General features: G+C 67.9%; 16 protein-coding genes and 2 tRNA genes. 8 read left to right on the top strand and 10 right to left on the bottom strand.

The features are described from left to right. The first annotated feature begins 1 nt into the window (after window position 1). Window positions 2-358, top strand: a complete 357-nt coding sequence (locus tag ACFUN8_RS02775) for a hypothetical protein (protein WP_383630432.1) — start codon at window positions 2-4, stop codon at window positions 356-358. Between the two features lie 311 nt (window positions 359-669). Here the strand turns inward: ACFUN8_RS02775 and ACFUN8_RS02780 are convergent, their stop codons facing one another. Further along, complete coding sequence (locus tag ACFUN8_RS02780) at window positions 670-1,203, bottom strand: hypothetical protein (RefSeq protein ID WP_383630434.1); 534 nt, start codon at window positions 1,201-1,203, stop codon at window positions 670-672. Window positions 1,204-1,897: 694 nt separating this feature from the next. On the opposite strand from ACFUN8_RS02780, the gene ACFUN8_RS02785 reads away from it, so the two are divergent. From ACFUN8_RS02785 to ACFUN8_RS02800, 4 genes are all read left to right on the top strand, one after another. Beyond that, a complete protein-coding gene (locus tag ACFUN8_RS02785) occupies window positions 1,898-3,118 on the top strand; it encodes a helix-turn-helix domain-containing protein (protein WP_383630436.1) in 1,221 nt (406 codons plus the stop codon). Window positions 3,119-3,247: 129 nt separating this feature from the next. Next, entirely contained in the window at window positions 3,248-3,577 is a 330-nt protein-coding gene (locus tag ACFUN8_RS02790; RefSeq protein WP_383630438.1) for a hypothetical protein, read from the top strand. Next, complete coding sequence (locus ACFUN8_RS02795; RefSeq protein WP_383630440.1) at window positions 3,574-3,762, top strand: hypothetical protein; 189 nt, start codon at window positions 3,574-3,576, stop codon at window positions 3,760-3,762. The genes ACFUN8_RS02790 and ACFUN8_RS02795 overlap by 4 nt, the downstream gene beginning before the upstream one ends. A 1,592-nt stretch (window positions 3,763-5,354) precedes the next feature. Then, the gene (locus tag ACFUN8_RS02800) at window positions 5,355-5,732 is read left to right on the top strand and encodes a hypothetical protein (RefSeq protein ID WP_383630442.1); all 378 of its coding nucleotides are present in this window, start codon (window positions 5,355-5,357) and stop codon (window positions 5,730-5,732) included. A 123-nt stretch (window positions 5,733-5,855) separates the two neighbouring features. Here ACFUN8_RS02800 and ACFUN8_RS02805 read toward each other — a convergent pair whose 3' ends face one another. The 6 genes from ACFUN8_RS02805 to ACFUN8_RS02830 form a co-directional block, all read right to left on the bottom strand. Then, complete coding sequence (locus ACFUN8_RS02805; protein ID WP_383630444.1) at window positions 5,856-6,344, bottom strand: hypothetical protein; 489 nt, start codon at window positions 6,342-6,344, stop codon at window positions 5,856-5,858. Window positions 6,345-6,581: 237 nt separating this feature from the next. Then, window positions 6,582-7,211: a hypothetical protein gene (locus tag ACFUN8_RS02810; RefSeq protein ID WP_383630446.1), complete on the bottom strand. Its 630-nt coding sequence runs from the start codon at window positions 7,209-7,211 to the stop codon at window positions 6,582-6,584. A 680-nt stretch (window positions 7,212-7,891) separates the two neighbouring features. Continuing rightward, complete coding sequence (locus ACFUN8_RS02815; protein ID WP_383630448.1) at window positions 7,892-8,224, bottom strand: hypothetical protein; 333 nt, start codon at window positions 8,222-8,224, stop codon at window positions 7,892-7,894. A 59-nt stretch (window positions 8,225-8,283) separates the two neighbouring features. Continuing rightward, window positions 8,284-8,487, bottom strand: coding sequence for a hypothetical protein (locus ACFUN8_RS02820; protein ID WP_383630450.1), 204 nt, complete (start codon window positions 8,485-8,487; stop codon window positions 8,284-8,286). A 112-nt stretch (window positions 8,488-8,599) separates the two neighbouring features. After that, window positions 8,600-9,028 carry an ATP-binding protein gene (locus ACFUN8_RS02825; protein ID WP_383630452.1) on the bottom strand — a complete coding sequence of 143 codons (429 nt, stop codon included), beginning with the start codon at window positions 9,026-9,028 and terminating at the stop codon, window positions 8,600-8,602. Window positions 9,029-9,074: 46 nt separating this feature from the next. Beyond that, on the bottom strand, window positions 9,075-9,482 hold the full coding sequence (locus ACFUN8_RS02830) for an NUDIX hydrolase (RefSeq protein WP_383630560.1): 408 nt from the start codon (window positions 9,480-9,482) through the stop codon (window positions 9,075-9,077). A 115-nt stretch (window positions 9,483-9,597) separates the two neighbouring features. Between ACFUN8_RS02830 and ACFUN8_RS02835 the strand changes: the two genes are divergently transcribed. Next, on the top strand, window positions 9,598-10,386 hold the full coding sequence (locus ACFUN8_RS02835) for a GntR family transcriptional regulator (protein WP_383630455.1): 789 nt from the start codon (window positions 9,598-9,600) through the stop codon (window positions 10,384-10,386). A gap of 227 nt (window positions 10,387-10,613) precedes the next feature. Here ACFUN8_RS02835 and ACFUN8_RS02840 read toward each other — a convergent pair. Both ACFUN8_RS02840 and ACFUN8_RS02845 read right to left on the bottom strand, forming a co-directional pair. After that, window positions 10,614-10,686: transfer RNA gene (locus ACFUN8_RS02840), tRNA-Arg, on the bottom strand. 175 nt (window positions 10,687-10,861) lie between these two features. Continuing rightward, window positions 10,862-10,952, bottom strand: a tRNA-Ser gene (locus tag ACFUN8_RS02845). 216 nt (window positions 10,953-11,168) lie between these two features. Here ACFUN8_RS02845 and ACFUN8_RS02850 point away from each other — a divergent pair. Both ACFUN8_RS02850 and ACFUN8_RS02855 read left to right on the top strand, forming a co-directional pair. Further along, the gene (locus ACFUN8_RS02850; protein WP_383630457.1) at window positions 11,169-11,639 is read left to right on the top strand and encodes an SSI family serine proteinase inhibitor; all 471 of its coding nucleotides are present in this window, start codon (window positions 11,169-11,171) and stop codon (window positions 11,637-11,639) included. Between the two features lie 195 nt (window positions 11,640-11,834). Next, window positions 11,835-15,926: a PAS domain-containing protein gene (locus tag ACFUN8_RS02855; protein WP_383630459.1), complete on the top strand. Its 4,092-nt coding sequence runs from the start codon at window positions 11,835-11,837 to the stop codon at window positions 15,924-15,926. A gap of 48 nt (window positions 15,927-15,974) precedes the next feature. On the opposite strand, the gene ACFUN8_RS02860 is transcribed toward ACFUN8_RS02855, so the two are convergent. Then, window positions 15,975-17,639, bottom strand: a complete 1,665-nt coding sequence (locus tag ACFUN8_RS02860) for a long-chain fatty acid--CoA ligase (RefSeq protein ID WP_383630562.1) — start codon at window positions 17,637-17,639, stop codon at window positions 15,975-15,977. Window positions 17,640-17,713 lie beyond the last annotated feature (74 nt).

A 17,713-nucleotide genomic window follows, 5' to 3' on the forward strand; every position in this document is an offset into this window, starting at 1 on the left:
CATGGAACGGCACGAGCTGGAATCGCTGCTGACCGGTGACGACGAGGCGTCCGTAACAGCTCTGGCCACCCTCCGCAGCGGCGCCACCTACTGGGTGGGAGACCGGGCACAACCCGCGGGCCAGCATGCCGGAGTCTTCAACCACCGACTCCAGCGCATGCGGATGCACGGACTCGAACCTCTTGGCCTGGACCGAGCCGTACAGCTCCTCCGCGACCATGACGGCCTCATCCGCACAGGCCTGATCGATTCCCCCGACCGGACATGGACCACCCTCCTCTTCCTCACCGAGGACACCAACACACTGCTGGCCTGCGCCGGCTGGCCACTACCGCTGATCGCCAAACCCCCGCTCTAGAGGCTCGGCAGCGTGGCCCTCGCTGAGCCTGACTGCATCTGGACGGGTACAACCCCTGCCATCTGCCGCCGCCGACGCGCCCGCTGGGCAGTGCACGACACGAGGGCCAAGGCGGCAGCCGGATATCAATGCCTCTGGCGGGGGGCGCTCAGACTCCCGGATGAGGTTCGGGCGCCGTTCGCGAGTGCCGGCCGGAGCGTGGCGCGCATCTCAGGCTCCCATCCCGACCACCTTCGCCCCAGGCAAAGCCGAGCAGTCGCAGCCCAGGGTGGACGGAATAGGATGGGAGCTGAGGTAAGAGGTGGGCAGGATCAACGACGGTCGCTAGCATGCGGTGAGGTTGTGGTAGTTACGTGCTGTACCGCACTGCCGTCGACGGCTGCATCCGGAGTTCCTTCAGCCAGAGCGGTCTCATCGCCGCTCGTCGCAGACCTCTCCCCCGCCAACGAGGCGAAGAAGCCTGGAACCCCGACCACAATCGCGGGCAAGGCCAGCACCCACCACCACAGATAGGCACCACCTTGAAGTGCGGCCCCCGTACCAAGGGCGATGCCGCCACCGCCCAGGACGATGCCTAGTCCGATCCCCAATCCATCCCGTTTGAACGAATCCTCACGTGCGCACGTTTCCTTGTACTTACGCGCTGTTGCCTCAACCTGAGAAATAAGTAGAGATCTGACATCCAGCTCCTCGGGCAGCGAGTCGAGCGCTGCGATCTCTGAGCTCAAGCGGATCATGATCTTTTCCGAACTCGACTGACGGCGCTCCCGAGCCGCGAAGAAGCCTGCGAGTAGGGCAATGGCCAACGGCGAGAACGCCGTGATTCCTTCCGTGACAGCGCTCATCTGGCGATGCTCCGATCCGTGGCAGGCAGCATGAACCAAGCTACAGAGTGGAGTCGGGACATGTCAGCCGTTGATATCACGTCGCCATCGCGGCTCAGCATCCCCGAAATCATCCGGCTCGCGCGACTCCCCCCGCCGGGGATCAGACTCTCGGGCCTCTTCGACGGCTGCGACTGCATCGGGGCTGACGCAAACGGCGACGTGCGCGGGTCGGACCAACTCGCCCGGCAGTGGATGTGTCTCAGCGATCCGGACGGCGATGTGCGAGTACAGGCGGCATCCGTACTGGTAGCCGTGCATAAGCATGGCCTTGGCCCGTTCATCGCGTCCGTCCTGCGTGTAGCACGTCGTAGACCTCTGAAGGTGGGCAACTCGCCCTGGTCAGGCGTGGATTGGGGCTGTCTACGACCCAGTGACGTCCGGTAGCTGCGTATCCCGGTCCCATTGGACAGTGAGCCGTGGACCGCTCCGTCCGACGGCCGCCAAGATGGAGGACGGGACAGTCGGCGGTTGCGTGCGCGACGGTGCCGCATCAGCAACCGGTCTTACGAAGCCGTTCATCGCCACGGATGGCTGACGGCTCTCGGTTGGGCCAGCGGCCATGATGGCAATTCGCTTCTGGACAGTGCCGCGCCTCCTTCCTCCCTACGGGAGAAGGAGGATTTCCCTCACCATCGCGGCGTAGCGTGGCCGCGTGGTAGCGAGCGAGCAGAACCTTGGGAAGACACTTCGGCGACTGCGCCGGCTGGCCGATCTCACGCAGGAAGATCTCGCGGAGCGTTCCGGTGTCTCCGTGGACGTGGTCCGGCAGCTCGAACAGGGGCGGAAGCACTCAGCCCGCCTCCCCACGCTGCATGCCCTCGCGAACGGGCTTGGGGTGGAGCTGACCACGCTCCTGGGAGACCCGCCCGCGGTCGCCACGACCGGTGAGGCCAACGGTCCCCGTCTTGTCGCGGTACGCCGCGCGATCATGCCCCCGCTGTGGGGGCCGCCGCCGTCACCGGTAGGCCCGGACTTCTCCCTGGAACGCCTGCGCGAGCAGATCGCGGACGGCTGGTCGCAGTACCACGCGGCGGAGTTCGACGTCGTGATGAAGGCGCTTCCCGACCTGATCCAAGAAGCACGTTCCGCTTCGGTCTCCGGCACCGACGACGACCGCGCGGCCGGGTTCGCGGCCTTGGGCAAGGTGCTCCAGCTCGGTGGTCACGTCGCTATCCGCATGGGAACGACCGACCTCGCCCTCACGAGCCTGGAGCGGGCGATAGACGCGGCGGGCCAGTCCTCCGACCCGCTGCTCCTACCGATGATCGTCAACTCCACCGCGTGGGCGTACCAGCGCCAAGGGCGGCTGGACGACGCCCTGTACGTCGCCAACCGTGCTGCGGACGACATGAAGGCGGCCGGCCACACCGATACCGCGGACGGGCTGAAAGTATGGGGCGCCCTCACCATGAGCGCCGCCACCTCAGCGGCACGGAGCCGCGACTACGACCGCGCGGCATCGATGATGGAGACGGCGGAAAAGGAAGCCGCACGCGTCTCCAAGCTCCCCGCCGGAGACGACAACCGCATGGTCAGCGTCTTCAGTCCGTCGTCGGTCCGTATCGAGCGCGTCCGCTTGGCCGTTCAGTACGGGCACCCCGAAGACGCCCTCACGCTGGCCAAGGGCATGCGTCTGAGCAAGGACACACCACCGTCATGGCGAACGTGGCTGCTGCTCGACGTAGCACGGGCGCACACGGACATCGGGGACGCCGCCGGCGCGGTGAAGACTCTGGAGTCCTTGAAGCGCGTGGCTCCTGAGTGGGTACGCCACCACACCCTTGCGGTGGCCATCGTGCGCGACCTCTGGTCGCTGCCCAACCACCCTCCGGGACTACGGCCGTTGGCCGAATTTCTGGGAGTCACCGAATAGCGTCGTGAAAGTGGGACGTGGCGTCCCTGTCTCTGCCGTCGGCATGTTGAAAGCCTGGTCAAGCAAACCTCCCCGAACCGCGCTACACGGTCCGGGGTGTGCCTACCGCTCGACCAGGGAGCAATCGACATGCGGAGACTCAACCGCACGGGACGTGCGGAAACCGTGCTCGGCAGAAGAACGAAAGCGGAGATCGGCAGAGCGCTGGAGCGCAGCGAGGGCTTCCAGAAGCAGGGGCTGCCGGCGATGGCGCAGGGTGCGTTGGACGCCCGGATCACGGTCGTCGTGAAGATGAGCGTGGCCGACTTCCTGGAGTACGCGGCGAACGAGGCCCACGGCCGGTACACGGCGCACTTGGAGGTCTGCGGATGCCGGGCGGTCGGAGTCTTCTGCGGGCGCGGTGACGAGCTGGCCAAAGAGTGGCGCGAAGCTCGCGAGTTGGCTGGGGCGGGCGCGTGACCGCCCCAGAGATCGGGCCTGCGGAGCGGGCGGCGCTTGAGGACACCATGGAACGGTCGGCTCGCGATCTGGAGACCCACCAGATGAAGTGCGTCCCGTGCCGGACACCAGGCGTCAGCTGCGGTACGGGGGCCGTCATCGCGTGGACCCACGAGGACGCGAAGCGCGCCCTGGGGCTCGAATGACCCTCGTCCAGGAACTCGAAGTTCAGGAAGAGAAGGCGTGGAACGCCTACCTCGATCACTCCCGGAACTGCTCCTCTTGCGCGACTCTCCACGTGTACTGCGCCGTCACCGCCGGGCTTCTCAAGACCGTCCGCGACCTCCGCGACGCGATCGGATGGGTCCACGATGACCGCCATCGGCCGCACATTCGGGTCACTGTTCGTGCTCGCTGCCGTGCCTGAGGGGTGCATTGCGGTGTAAGGCCGGTCGCCTCCGTGATGCAGAGGGCTCTCAGGCCGAGCGGAATCGCCGGGGCCACGCCGGAACGGTTGCCGTCAGCTGCTGCCGTCAAGGCATACGCCAGAGGCCCCATCGATTCCTCGATGGGGCCTCTGGCCTGCTGTGCACTCGGCAGGATTCGAACCTGCAACCTTCTGATCCGTAGCTCTATGCAGAGCGGTCGGCGAGAGGCAAACAGATCAAACGGAGGTCTTACGGCGGCACCACTGGACGCTAAAGGCTGCTGCGGTTGCGGTACTTCGCTGCTGTACCGCAACCGCTCAAGCGATCAGCGAAGTGTCGAGCTGTGCGGGCGTCAGCCGAGCCACATGCGAATGCTGAACGCCCCCAAGGCGCTGCAGGCACCGGTCAAGAAGCCTGCGGCTGCGTGACGACCTACGAATTTGCCGAGTTGCTTCCGGCGCTCCCTGAGTCGCTGCCAGGCGGTCGCCGGGCTGGGCGGTACGGGAACGGGTCGCCTACTCTTACGGGTCATTCGGGTCTCCCAAGTCGAGCGATGGACGGTGACTCGTACGAGGGCTCCCAGACCGTCTGCTGTAGGAGGCGCCGGTCTAGGGAGCCCTCGGTGTTTCTGCTGCGAGTCTAGGCATCCCGAAAAGCCGCAAATCGTTCTCCCACAACCTGAGTTGGCGCCCGCTTGAGCTCCTGGTTGCGCCCGGGCGCGCACGCGCGCGTACCATATTTCCCAGTCATGAAATTGTGGCCTACATCACATGCAGTCGCCGAGCCATTGATCATCAGCGGGCAGAGTTCGCCTGCGCCATACGTCGCGAGCGCACCGGCGAATGAGACGCCGTCGCCGGGCCTCTCGGCGGGCTTCCTTTCGACTGCGCCCCTCCTCGGCTCTGCCCCACCGGGAATCGTGCGTTGCAGACGGGAGCTCGGGAGGTGGCAGCTTTTGCCAGCGGGTTACTGCCTTAATGCCGTACCCAAGTCGCGCAGCAACCAGCTCGGGAGACATGCCGAGAGCGAAAGCCTGCGAGGCAGCGGAACGTGCTCGTTCCGTCAACGCATACTCAGCTTCTCGGAGTTGCCTGCGCTGGGTCTTGATGTAGGCCATTTCTGCCGTCAGTTCATCCACTGATACACAGTAGGTTCGTCTGGCTCCTCAGCCGGAGCCACCTCAAGCATCCGCACGCCCTCGACGAGGTCGATAGCGATAGCACCGGTTGTCAGCGTTGGTCGTCGTTGAGCACCCTTCGACGGCCCAGAGACGGCCCCTGGAACTGAGCTGGAGCCGTCTGCGTCTTTCAAGCTCGGATCACGAAAGTGGGGGTGCGATGAGCGTTTGGTTGGCGCCTGTGCTTGGCCTCGTGGGATCGTTCCTGGGCGCGTCGCTGGCGCCGTGGCTGACTGCTCACCTGGGATGGCGGCGTACTCGTCGGGAGGCTTTCAACGCGGCGATTTCTGCCCTCCGCACTGCCCAGGTGGCTCGCCACTTTGCGAACGGAGTTCCTGCTCACTACGTCGGCGGCGACACAGCCACGGTTGAGGCATTCAATCAACGCATGAGGGAACGAGGCATTGACCGCTTCGTCGATTCCATGCATGAGGCAAAAGTGGCTCTGGCGGCCCTTGAGCCCTTCTACAAGGTCAGTGGTGACCTTGACAGGTGGGAGATCACGGACCCGGATGCCGACCGCATGCTGACTGAACTGTTGCGGCAACGAAGCCGTCTACGCTTGGGGTAGCGGAAGACTGCACAAGCGAGGCTCTATCAAACCAGCACTCACCCCAGGCTCAGGTCGATCATGTGACGCTTCCGGACCTGTCATAGAGTCGGTGCCGGTTTACAGACATCGCTCTTGCTTGGCCTAGTCACGCGCCCCCAAGCTTGTACTGATGGCTGGCGGTGGTGCTGTCTCCTGTGCGTCATCAGAGCTGGACACACGCCGGCGGAATGCTGACGCTCTTCGGCTCCACCAGCCTCTTGGGGGAAGTGCTGCCTCACGCATGCACTCGCTTCGCCCTTGACTCAAGAGCCGGATCGCTATGCCCACTCCCACTGGGTCCCAAAGCTTGATCAGGTCATTGTTGCTCTCAGGCACCGCCGCGATCTTCTCCAGGGTCTTAATGGCCGCCTTCACCTCATCAATCCCTTGAAAGTGCGGCAGCGCGGCAACCTCCACTCTGGCTCTCCCGATCGGGTCCAAGATACGGAACACGTGTAGCTCGCGCTGCTGGAAGTCGGTTGCGTCAATCTCGCCAAGGGAGACGATGTAGCGGTTCGCTGCGTCAGCCGCTTCGATGAGATGGTTAAGCGCGGTCTCAAAACGAGCGACGTCAAACTTGGCAACCTCCATGCGACCTTCCCAGAGGATGCGGTCTCGCGACACCCCTCGCTGAGTCCACCTGGTCACGGTGCCCACGACCAGGACTGCCCCGGCTGTGATTACGGGTCCAACTGTCACTATCGACTCAAGTTGCATGCGTGCCATAGTCGTTCACGGGGCAGGCAAGGTGTATCGAAATGATCAAAACTACGCCATTTCTAGTGCTTGACGCGATCCCTCCGAGGTCCGTGGATGAGCAGTCGGACCTCAGGAGTCGAGCGGTGGATTTACGTGGTACGTGCAAATTCGCTCATCGTCATAACTTCCCCACCGCTGAAAACCACCGTGGTGTTCGACGGAAATCCTCACCCAGCACTTCTCGCCGACGTGGGTGACTCCGACTTCCCATACGAGTTCCGCAGGAACTCCGGTCGCAGTGGCTATTTCCGTTTTGTCGATACTGGTTCCTACTTCGAGTCGCCAAGTGAGTTCGCGCCCGCGTGGATCAATTCCCACACATTGAAATGCGATCCTGTCGCCAACGTTGAGCCTGGTTGGGCGGACGTGCATGTCCGCATCATAGAAATCACCGGCAGAGTGGCCGAAGCTGTCGGTGACAGATTCGATCGAAGAGTAGTACCTGTGAGGTCCGTCGTCTCGCGAAAGGAAAAGTGAAACTTGGTTGCGCAATTGTCCCGATGCTCCGCTAAGCAGCTCCCGCTCGAAGGGAAGTAGCTCGCGGCTATGAGCGACGGGATTGCGAAAATCCGCCAGTATGCCAAGGAATACTTTAGTTCGAGCAAGATCGCCAAATGCAGGCTTGAAGATGTCCCAGTTCTTCTCAATGAGCTGGGACAACGAGTAAAGCTCGGTGTATGCCAGCAGATCATCGCTCACGATCGCTCCGTCGCGACGCTTTCGATCCTCCTCTTGTCTTTCTCTCAATCGCTCAAGGTCCGGGGCTCCGCGCTGGGTAGTCCAGCCCGGACCGAAGACTCTGCGTATGAGTTCACGGAGCGCTGACTCCACCGTTTGAACAGCAAGTGTTGGCTCGGTAATGGACACGTAGCACCTCTGCTCTCTAGGCGCCATGTACCTTACCGAGGTCTCGTGAGGATTATCCGCGATTTTCCTGTTGGAGGTGAGCGGGTTCCCGGGCGTCGAGTCGTAGGTCTCGGGTCGCCCCTCAGCCCACGTCCGTCCCTAGCTCCCATCCCGTCCGCCTTCGACCCACACACCGTGGAGCGGGCGTGGTTCAGGGCGTCAAGGTGGAGCGCGCCACTGTCGAACGACCTTGACGCCCTGGGCCGCGACTGCTCGGCTCTGCCTGGGTCGGAGGCGGTCGGGATGGGAGCCCCCGCAACGCTCACCGCGTTCCGGCCAGCAGTCGCGTATGACGCCCCGACCATCTCGGAGTCTGAGCGCCCCCGCCGGAGGCATGCCTCGCTCAATCTGGTCGCGCGACCGGCGTAGGCGGGGCCCGGAGCGGGGCGGAGACAGGAGCGGCGGGACCCGGCGGGGAGCCGGGGAGCGCGCGACGAGTGGAACGAAGCGCCTTGAAAACGTAGAGAAAGTTGTTACTCACGCTGTCGGGCGGTGCCGGTGTACTCCTGTGTGCAGGCTGGTGAGTTGATGCCGTGGCGGGTGGTGAGTTTGAGGAACTGGGCCGGGCGGGCTGTCCATTGGATGGTCGTGAGGCCCTGCTGGAGCGTGAGAGTGATGGGCTCGCCCTGGGCGAGGGCCTGGAGGGCATCGTGGTGGTCCTCCGACAGCCATTGCCATGCTTCCTCGAACGCTTCGGAGTTGAGGGCCGGCGAGAGAGTACGTAGGGCAACTCTGATCCAGCGGACCGCTTGGAGCGCGGTCTCCACGTCGACCGAGGCGAGAAGCGTGGTGGCGTCGCCGTTCATGGGATGGCTCGTGCGGCATTCGCATCGGTAGCCGCGTAGGAGCACAGGCGTTGGGCGGGTCATCGTGTCCGTCCCGTGGGGCGGGCCGAGAGCATGTAGCACGTCGTGGTGTCGTAGAGCCTGAAGACGTACGCCTCGCCCTGGGCGAGTGCTGACCGGGCTCGCTCGTGTTCGGGCTCGTCCAGGAACCAGTGGCGTCCGGGGGCGGCGTAGTGCCGGTCGAGTTGGTCCGTGACGTTCCGGACCCTGTCCCGTATCTCCATCGGACAGCGAGTCGTGGACTGCTCGTGAAACGGCCGCCGAGGTGGAGAACGGGGCGATCGGCTGTCGTGTGTGCGGTGGCCTCGCACCAGTAGCCGGCCTCACGCGCGTCGGTCATCGCCACGGCCAGCTGCCGGGGTGGTGGGAGATGAGTTCCGCGGTGACGGTGAAGCCCCGGCCGGTGCCGTGGATGCTGACGTTCTGGGCCAGCGAGCTGACGATGTCGAGGCCCCGGCCGCGCAGTGCTTCCTTCTCCGCGTGCTCCACCTCGGGGGCCGTGACGCTGCCGCTGGCGTCGGTGACGGACACCGTGATCACGTGGTCCGAAAGCGCCAGCGCGACCTGGAAGGCGCCGTTCTCCTCGCCGCTGGCCGTGTAGAGAAGTGCGTTGGTGACCAGCTCGGTGACGATCAGGGCGGCATCGTCCGCACGGGGATGTTCGGCAAGAACGTCGCGGATCCAGTGACGGGCACGGCCCACCTCTTCGGGGAGTCCCGGGCATGTCAGCCCCCAGACTCGCACTCTGCTCGTATACTCGTGCATACAAGTTCCTTTACGCTGGTGGGCGGCCATGGACCGTTGTTCTGTGCTAGATGAGTTTCACGCCGTCGTGCGCACGTACGGCGGCGGGGGACACCGCGTCCAGGGCGTCGAGTACGCGGATCGCGTACGCCTCGTCGGCCAGTTCGGCCGCTTCGTCGCGAGTGACCCAGCGTAGAGCCTTGGTCTCGTCGCCCGTAGTGGGCTGGCCCGCGATCGCCTGGCAGCGGAAGACGAGCGAGACGATCAGGCCCGTCATGTTCTTGTAGACGCCGGTCAGGGTCGCCGGAAGGGCGATCTTGATGCCGGTTTCCTCCAGGACTTCCCGCTGGAGCGCGTCGGGGAGGGTTTCGCCGGCCTCGACCACGCCGCCCGGCGGTTCCCAGTGCCCGTTGTCGCGTCGTTTGATCAGCAGGGCGCGACCGTGGTCGTCCACGATCACCCCGGCGACGCTCACGGAGTGGGGACGTTCGACGGTGGTCATGTTCGGCAGTCCTCGTCCGGTTGGCTGGCTAGGCTCTCACCGTAGCAACGGGACTCAGCTGCTTGTCTAGATATCTAAAGGAGTACACGTGGCCGCTCTTACTCCCGGTCTGCTCGGCTCGCTGGACCCGACCAGTGACCGAGCTGTCTTCCGGCAGATCGCCGACCAGCTGCGGGAAGCCATCGACAAGGGACGCTTCGCCGAGAGCTCCAAGCTGCCCTCGGAATCGGAGCTGGTCGAGCACTTCAGCGTGTCCCGTATGACCGTGCGCAACGCGCTTTCCATGCTCCAGAGCGAGGGACTGGTCTCCTCCGAACACGGCAAGGGAGTCTTCGTCCGGCCCCGGCCCCCGGTACGCCGCCTGGCATCCGACCGGTTCGCACGGCGCCATCGCGAGCAAGGGAAGTCGGCCTTCATCGTGGAGGCCGACGCCGCCGGCAGCCGCCCGGAGGTGGACAACCTGGAGGTCAAGGAGGAGCGTCCGACCCCGGACATCTCCGCCCGGCTCGGTGCCCCTCGGCGCGTCCTGGCCAGGCGCCGCCGGTACCTGCTGGACGGCCGTCCCGTCGAGTTCGCCGTCTCCTACCTGCCGCTCGACCTGGCCCGTAACACCCCCATCGCCCAGCCCAACCCCGGCCCCGGCGGGATCTACGCCCGCCTCGAAGAACTGGGCCACACACTCGACCACTTCGAGGAAGAGATCCGGGCCCGCATGCCCTCCCCTCTCGAAGTGAAGACACTTCGACTCGCCTCCGGAGTCCCCGTGATCCATCTGATCCGCACCGCGTTCGACACCAAGGGCCGCGCCGTGGAGGTGTGCGACACGGTCATGGCCGCCGACGCCTACGTGCTGAACTACCAACTCCCCGCTACGTAACGGGAGCTGGATGTGCACGGGATGCTGACCGGGCCTCGGGCCAGGGCACTTCTTGAGACTCGGGTGCCCCACGCCCGTCCTACCGTTCGAGAACGAGGTGCCCAACTCAGCCGTCGGCCGGTGTCGCGGGCTTGTCTGCTCTCATGCGCGCAGTTGCTGTACTTCGCCGCTGTACAGCCCAACGCCAGAGGCCCCATCGATTCCTCGATGGGGCCTCTGGCCTGCTGTGCACTCGGCAGGATTCGAACCTGCAACCTTCTGATCCGTAGTCAGATGCTCTATCCGTTAAGCTACGAGTGCTTGTCGTGCTGGGCTTTTCGGGCCCGTCCGCGTTGCGAGAACAACATTACATGACCTGCGGCGTCACGTGAAATCCATTAGCCGGACCCGGTCTGAGCTGCGGAAACTTCCCGAAACAGTGGTCGGCAACGGCCGAAGCCCCGGCCTGGTGGACGGGGCTTCGGTGGGTCGTGCGCGGAGGCGGAGGGATTTGAACCCTCGATGGGATTTAAGTCCCAAACCGCATTAGCAGTGCGGCGCCATAGACCGGACTAGGCGACGCCTCCAGCACACCCGCGCGGGCGCGGGTGGTGCGTGTCAGATGATGACACAGCCGAGCGCGGTGTCACCAATCGCCGCCCACGGTACTAGGCGGGAAGCCCGCAGGGCAAAGCGCTTCTTCGCGCCCCTCGCCGGTGCGCAACGACTGGGCCTCACGCGCGTTAGTGATGGCGGGCGCGCACCGTCGGGCCCTTCGGAATCGTCTGCCGTCAGGAGCTCCCATGTCGCGTCGTTTCTCCCTCGTCGCCCCCGCCACCCTTGCCGCCTCGCTCGTCGCCGTGGCCGCCTTCACGCCCACCGCCGTCGCCGGGCCGCTCGATCTCGCGCCGCTGCCGCTGTCGTCGCTGCTCCAGGAGCAGGAGCAGGACCGGCTCACCGTGACCGTCGTCGACACCAACATCACGCGCGCCGACGGCACATACGAGCTGAGCTGCGGGCCCGCCGGCGGTACGCACCCCGAGTCCGCGTCCGCGTGTGCGCGGCTGGACGAGCTGGCCGGCGAGGAGAAGGACCCCTTCGCGCCGGTGCCCAAGGGGCAGATGTGCACCATGCAGATGGGCGGGCCCGCCACCGCCCGGGTCACCGGGACGTGGCAGGGGCGGAGTGTGGACGCGACGTTCAGCCGTAAGAACGGATGCGAGATCTCCCGCTGGCAGAACCTGGTCCCCGTGCTCCCCGCCGCGCGGGGCTGAGCCGCGGGGGTGGCAGGGGCGCACGGAGGGGGTGCGTACGGGGTGTGCACACAACCTTGGTGAGAGCTCCCCCTCATCCGCCGCGCCGCCATGCCCCCAGCCCTTAGACTCCCTCCAGTGACAGGCTGAGACTCAGAGGGGCAAGATGGGACCGGCCGTCCGCAAGGTGCAGTGGGTCAGGGAGGAAGCGTCGTCGTGAGCAGCAGGCCATCCCGAGGCGCTGCTCGCCTCGCGGCGATACTTGACGCACTCCCCGACGGGTTGGTGCTCGTCAACAGCAACGGCACCGTCGTCAACGCCAACACCATCGCCCTCGAAACCTTCGAAACCCCCGGTACGGCCCTGGTCGGACGCGGTCTGCTCGATCTGCTGCCGGAGTTCGACCCGCGTCTGATCCCCGGTTCGATGCGCCGGCCGGAAGCCTCCGACGAGCGCGGCCGTACGAAGCCGACCCGGATGGTCGCGCGGCGTACGGACGGCAGCGAGTTCCCCGTCGAGGTCACCAGCGCCAACCTGGAGGACGGCCAGCAGGCCCAGGCCTACAACGACCTGCACAACTACACCGGCGACGAGCTGCTGATGCTCGTCGTCCGCGATCTCTCCGGAACGGTCGACACCGAGGCGGAGCTGGCGCGTTCGCAGCGGCAGACCGAGATGATCCTGCGGGCCGCCGCCGAGGGCGTGGTCGGTACGGACACCGACGGCCGCGTCGTACTCGTCAACCCCGCCGCCGCGCAGATCCTCGGCTTCCGGGCCAGCGATCTGGGCGGCCAGGAGCTGCACCCGCTGATCCTGCACTCGCGCGGTGACGGCGAGCCGTTCCCGTACGAGGACTCGCCCCTCGCCGACACCCTCAAGTCGGGGCGCAAGCACCGCGTCCGCGGGCAGGTGTTGTGGGCGAAGAACGGCAAGCAGGTGCCGGTCGACCTGACCACCGCTCCCGTACGGGACGGGGAGCAGCTCGTCGGCGCGGTGATGACGTTCACCGACCGGCGTCCGTACGAGGAACTGGTCGAGGCGCACGCGACCGAGGCCAGCGAGGCGGCCGAGCGGCACGCGACGGAGCTGGCGGAGACGATCGAGCGCCACGAGACGGAACTCGCCGCGGCCGTCGAGCGGCACACCGCCGAGCTCGCCGACCGCAGCGACCGGTACGCGGCCGAGATCGAGGAGCTCGCGGAGCGGTACGACAACACGGCCCGCCGCCATCACCAGTTGGCGGCCGTGCTGGGCGGCGCGCTGCGCGGCCCGCTGGAGGAGCTGCGCGGCGAGCTGTCGACGCTCGCCGCCGACCCGGCCGGCCAACTGTGGCCCGAGGCCAACCAGATGCTGCACCATCTGTCGGCCGGCTACGCCCGGATGACGACGCTCGTGGACAACGTCCTCGGCTACCAGCGGCTCGACGAGGGTCTGGAGCAGCTGACCAAGGTCAAGGTGCTGCTCGACGGAGTCGTGGCGGCCGGTGTCGAGGGCGCGATCGAGCTGATCGGCCCCGGCCGGGCGCAGTTCGCGGTGCACGCGCCGCCCATCGAGGCGGAGGTCGACCCCGTACGGCTGGCGACGGCGCTCGCGCATCTCACGGCCGACGTGGCGGGCGTCGACTCGACCGGCAGGACGCGGGCGGTGCCGGGCGGCGCCTACGTCGACTCGACGATCGTGGTCGCGGCGGCGCAGCGCGGGGATGTCGTACGGATCGAGGTGCGCGGACCGTTCGCGGGCGGGGATCCGGTGCACGAGCCGATCGTGCGGGGGATCGTACGGGCGCACGGCGGGGTGTTGCAGACGCACGAGATGCCGGGCATGGGTGGCAGCGCGTACGTGCTCGAAGTGCCGCTCGGGGACGGGTCGGGGACCTTCCATCCGCCCACGGCCGAGGAGAGCCGGGCGCCGGTTCAGCAGGAGGAGACGCCGGGGTCGACCGGTGGCTCCGGGCGCCCCGGCGGCGGTGGGCGCCGGCGCGCGCGGCGCGCGTCCACGGACGCGTTCCTCGGGGCTCCGGTCGAGGAGCCCGGGGAGCCCACGGGACGGCGCAGGGCGCGTACGGATGCGGCCCCGGGTCCGGATGCGCAGCCGTCCGGTCAGCGGGAACTCATCCCGGCGCAGGACTCGGGCGGGAGCAGCGGCGGCGCCCCCGGTGGGGGTACGGGCCGCAGGCGCGGCCGGCCGAGCCCGGCGGAGAACGCGGCCGGGGTCGTACCGGGCGCCGAACTCGCGGTCTCCGGCCCCCCGGCTCCGTCCCCTCCCTCCGCTCCGCAGGCCGTGGCATCCGCCGCTTCCGAGGGGTCGGTCGTGACGGCTGCCGAGGGCTCCCACCCGACCGGGCGCGCGGCGCTCGGCCAGGCCGTACCGCCGCAGGGCGTACCGCACGGCGCACAGCAGGAAGCCGCGGCGGCCGGTACGGGGCGGCGTGCCCGGCACGGTGGCCAGAACGCCCTCCCGGCCCTGCCCGCCGGCCCGTCGTCGCCCACACCCACAGCCGCGCCGCAGCAGGTTTCACAGCAGGCTCCGCAGCAACAGGCGACGGCACAGGCCACAGCACCGCAGCAACCGGCCGTCCGCCGCACCCGGCGCGCGCTGGCGCCCGCCCAGCAGCGGCCCGCGCCCGCGCCCGCCGGCGATGCCGCGCCCCCCCGCGCACAGTTCGCGCTCCCGCCGGCCGACGCCGACCGGGCGCCCACGCCCGACGCGTCGGTGCCGGGGCGCCACGACTCCGCGCGGTCGGACCCGCGCGCGGACCACACACCCCTGAGGCCGCACCCGGTCACAGCTCCGGCTCCGGCTCCGGCTCCGACTCCGGTCACGGCTCCGACGGACCAACGGCGTCGTCGTACGAACGCTCCCGCGCCGGAGACCGGCGCCGACGTCGCCCCGCCCGTGGGCCCCGACACGGACGCGGACCTGGACCTGGATCCCAACAGCTGGGCGCCGGGGATGCCCACCGCCTCCGGCGTCGGCGTGATGCCCGGCGGGCAACCCTCGTGGCCCGTCCCCGGAGCCGTACCGGCGACCGAGCACGCACACGCCCACGCGGACGACGACGTCGATGCCGATGCGGATGCCGACGCCGACGACACCGGCGGCAGCGAGGGCCGCGGCAGGCCCGGCGGAACGGCTGACGGCACGGCTGACGGCAGGACTCACCAGGACCCCCGCGCCGCCCAGCCACTGCCCCCCGCCCAGCCGTTGCCCGAGGAGGAGCCGATGTCGGCGGACTCCACGCAGGGGCGGGCGTTCAGCGTCCGTACGCTCGGCCAGGGCGTGCCCTTCTCGCAGCAGATCACCAAGCAGCAGAACCAGACCCTCGGCGCCGGCCGCCGCCGCAGGCTGTCCGCCCCGCACGAGCCTGAGGACCCCCGTACCGGCAACGGCACCGGGTCGTCCCCCTCCGGCCCCTCCCACGGCGGCCAGGGCGGCCCGCTCGGCCACGGCCCCCACTCGGAGGGCCGCGCGTACGCCATAGGTGCCCCGGACGAGGGCGCCGAGGGCCCCCAGCCCCTGGACGGCCCCGGCGGCGCGGTCGAGGTCGCCAACCGCCCCCAGCCCCGGCCCGTCGACGACGAACTGCCGCCCGAGCCGCTGGACAACCCGCGCCGGCTGCTGGTCTGGCCCGCCCCCGACGTCTCCACCCAGCAGGCCCTGAGCGACCGGGGCTACCGCCCGGTGATCGTGCACTCCCGCGAGGAGGTCGACGCGCAGATCGCGGCCTTCCCCGCGGCGCTGTTCGTGGACCCGCTGACCGGCCCCATCACCCGTACCGCGCTCCAGTCGCTGCGCCAGGCCGCCGTCGCCGCCGAGGTCCCGGTGCTGGTGACGGCCGGGCTCGGGCAGGCGACGCGCGAGGCGGCGTACGGCGCCGACCCCGCCGTACTGCTCAAGGCCCTGGCGCCGCGCGACAGTGAACAGCACCCGCCACGCGTGCTGTTGATCGAGGAGAGCGAAGAGATCGCGCTCGCGCTGACGGCGACGCTGGAGCGCCGCGGCATGCAGGTGGCGCGCGCGGGGACGGACAGCGACGCGGTCACGCTCGCGGGCCAGATGCGGCCGAACCTGGTGGTCATGGACCTGATGCAGGTACGGCGCCGGCGCGCGGGCATCATCGACTGGCTGCGCGCGAACGGCCAGTTGAACCGTACGCCGCTGGTCGTCTACACCTCCACCGGCATCGACCGCGCGGAACTGCCGCAGCTCTCCGCCGGGGAGACCGTGCTCTTCCTCGCCGAGCGGTCCACGAGCGAGGACGTACAGGCGCGGATCGTGGACCTGCTCGCGAAGATCGGCACCAACTGACCCTCGGGGAGGGCCGGTTGGTGCCGTCGGAAACGCGCCGGGAATGATCTAGAGGCGCGTGACGTCCAGCTCCCCGTCCGCGTACTGCTTCCGGATCACCTTCTTGTCGAACTTGCCGACGCTCGTCTTCGGTACCGAGTCCACCACCGACCAGCGTTCCGGCAACTGCCACTTGGCGATCTTCCCGGCGAGGAAGGTCTTCAGCGACGCGTAGTCGGCGCTCGCGCCCTCCTTCAACACGACTGTCGCGAGAGGCCGTTCGCCCCACTTCTCGTCGGGCACGGCGACCACGGCGGCCTCGGCGATGTCCGGGTGCGCCATGAGCGCGTTCTCCAGCTCCACGCTGGAGATCCACTCGCCGCCGGACTTGATGACGTCCTTCGCGCGGTCGGTGAGGGTGAGATAGCCGTCGGGGCTGATGACGCCGACGTCACCCGTCTTCAGCCAGCCGTCCTCGCTGAACTTGTCCTCGGGCTTGAGCGGTTCGGCGCCGGCGCCGCCGTAGTAGGCGGCGGCGATCCAGGGCCCGCGTACCTCCAGCTCACCGGCCGACTCGTTGTCCCACGGCAGCGTGTCGCCGCCGGGACCGGTCAGCCGCGCCTCGACGCCGGCCGGGAAACGGCCCTGCGTGACGCGGTACGGCCACTCCTCCTCGGCGGTGAGACCGGCGGGCGGGTTGGACATCGTGCCGAGCGGCGAGGTCTCCGTCATGCCCCAGGCGTGACAGAGCCGTACACCGAGCTTGTCGTACGCCTCCATCAGCGCGGGCGGGCAGGCCGAGCCGCCGATCGTGACGCGGACCATGGACGTCAGATCGCGGGGCTTGGCGGTGACCTCGGCGAGCATCGCCTGCCAGATCGTCGGCACGGCGGCGGCGTGCGAGGGCTTCTCGCTCTCGATCATGTCGGCCAGCGGGGCGGCCTGCAGGAACCGGTCGGGCATCAGCATGCCGACACCGGTCATGAACGTGGCATGCGGCAGGCCCCAGGCGTTGACGTGGAACTGCGGTACGACGACGAGAGTCGTGTCCTTGTCCGTCAGGCCCATCGACTCGGCCATGTTGATCTGCATCGAGTGCAGATAGATCGAACGGTGCGAGTAGACGACACCCTTGGGCTCGCCGGTGGTGCCGGAGGTGTAACACATGGCGGCTGCGGTGCGTTCGTCCAGCTCGGGCCAGTCGTACGTGGTGGGCCGGCCGGCGATCAGGTCCTCGTACTCGTGCACCTGGACACGGCCCTCGGTCCCGGCGACGGCTTCGGCGAGCGGCCCCCGGTCACCGGGGCCGGAGACGACGACGTGCTCGACGGTCGGCAGGTGGGGGAGGAGCGGCGCGATCAGCGGGACCAGGGAGCCGTTCACGAGGACGACGCGGTCGGCGGCGTGGTTGACGACCCAGATCAACTGCTGGGGCGGGAGCCGGAGGTTGAGCGTGTGGAGGACGGACCCCATGGAGGGAATCGCGAAGTATGCCTCGACATGATCTGAGTTGTTCCACATGAGAGTGGCGACCCGCTCGTCGCGCGTCACACCGAGTTCGTCGCGCAGCGCGCCGGCGAGCTGTGCCGCGCGCGCGCCGATCTCGGCGAAGCTGCGGCGCTGCGGCTCACTCTCCCCGGTCCAGGTGGTGACCTGCGACTTCGCGTGGATGGTCATCCCGTGGAGCAGGATGCGGGTCACAGTCAGCGGTACGTCCTGCATGGTGCTCAGCACGGCGTCCTCCCGGTGGGCGCTGGCGCTACGCGACAGCGGCGCAGCATGGCGTGGCATGGCAGAAAGGTTTGCGG

The organism is Streptomyces sp. NPDC057307 (assembly GCF_042667665.1).
Classification (GTDB): Bacteria; Actinomycetota; Actinomycetes; order Streptomycetales; family Streptomycetaceae; genus Streptomyces.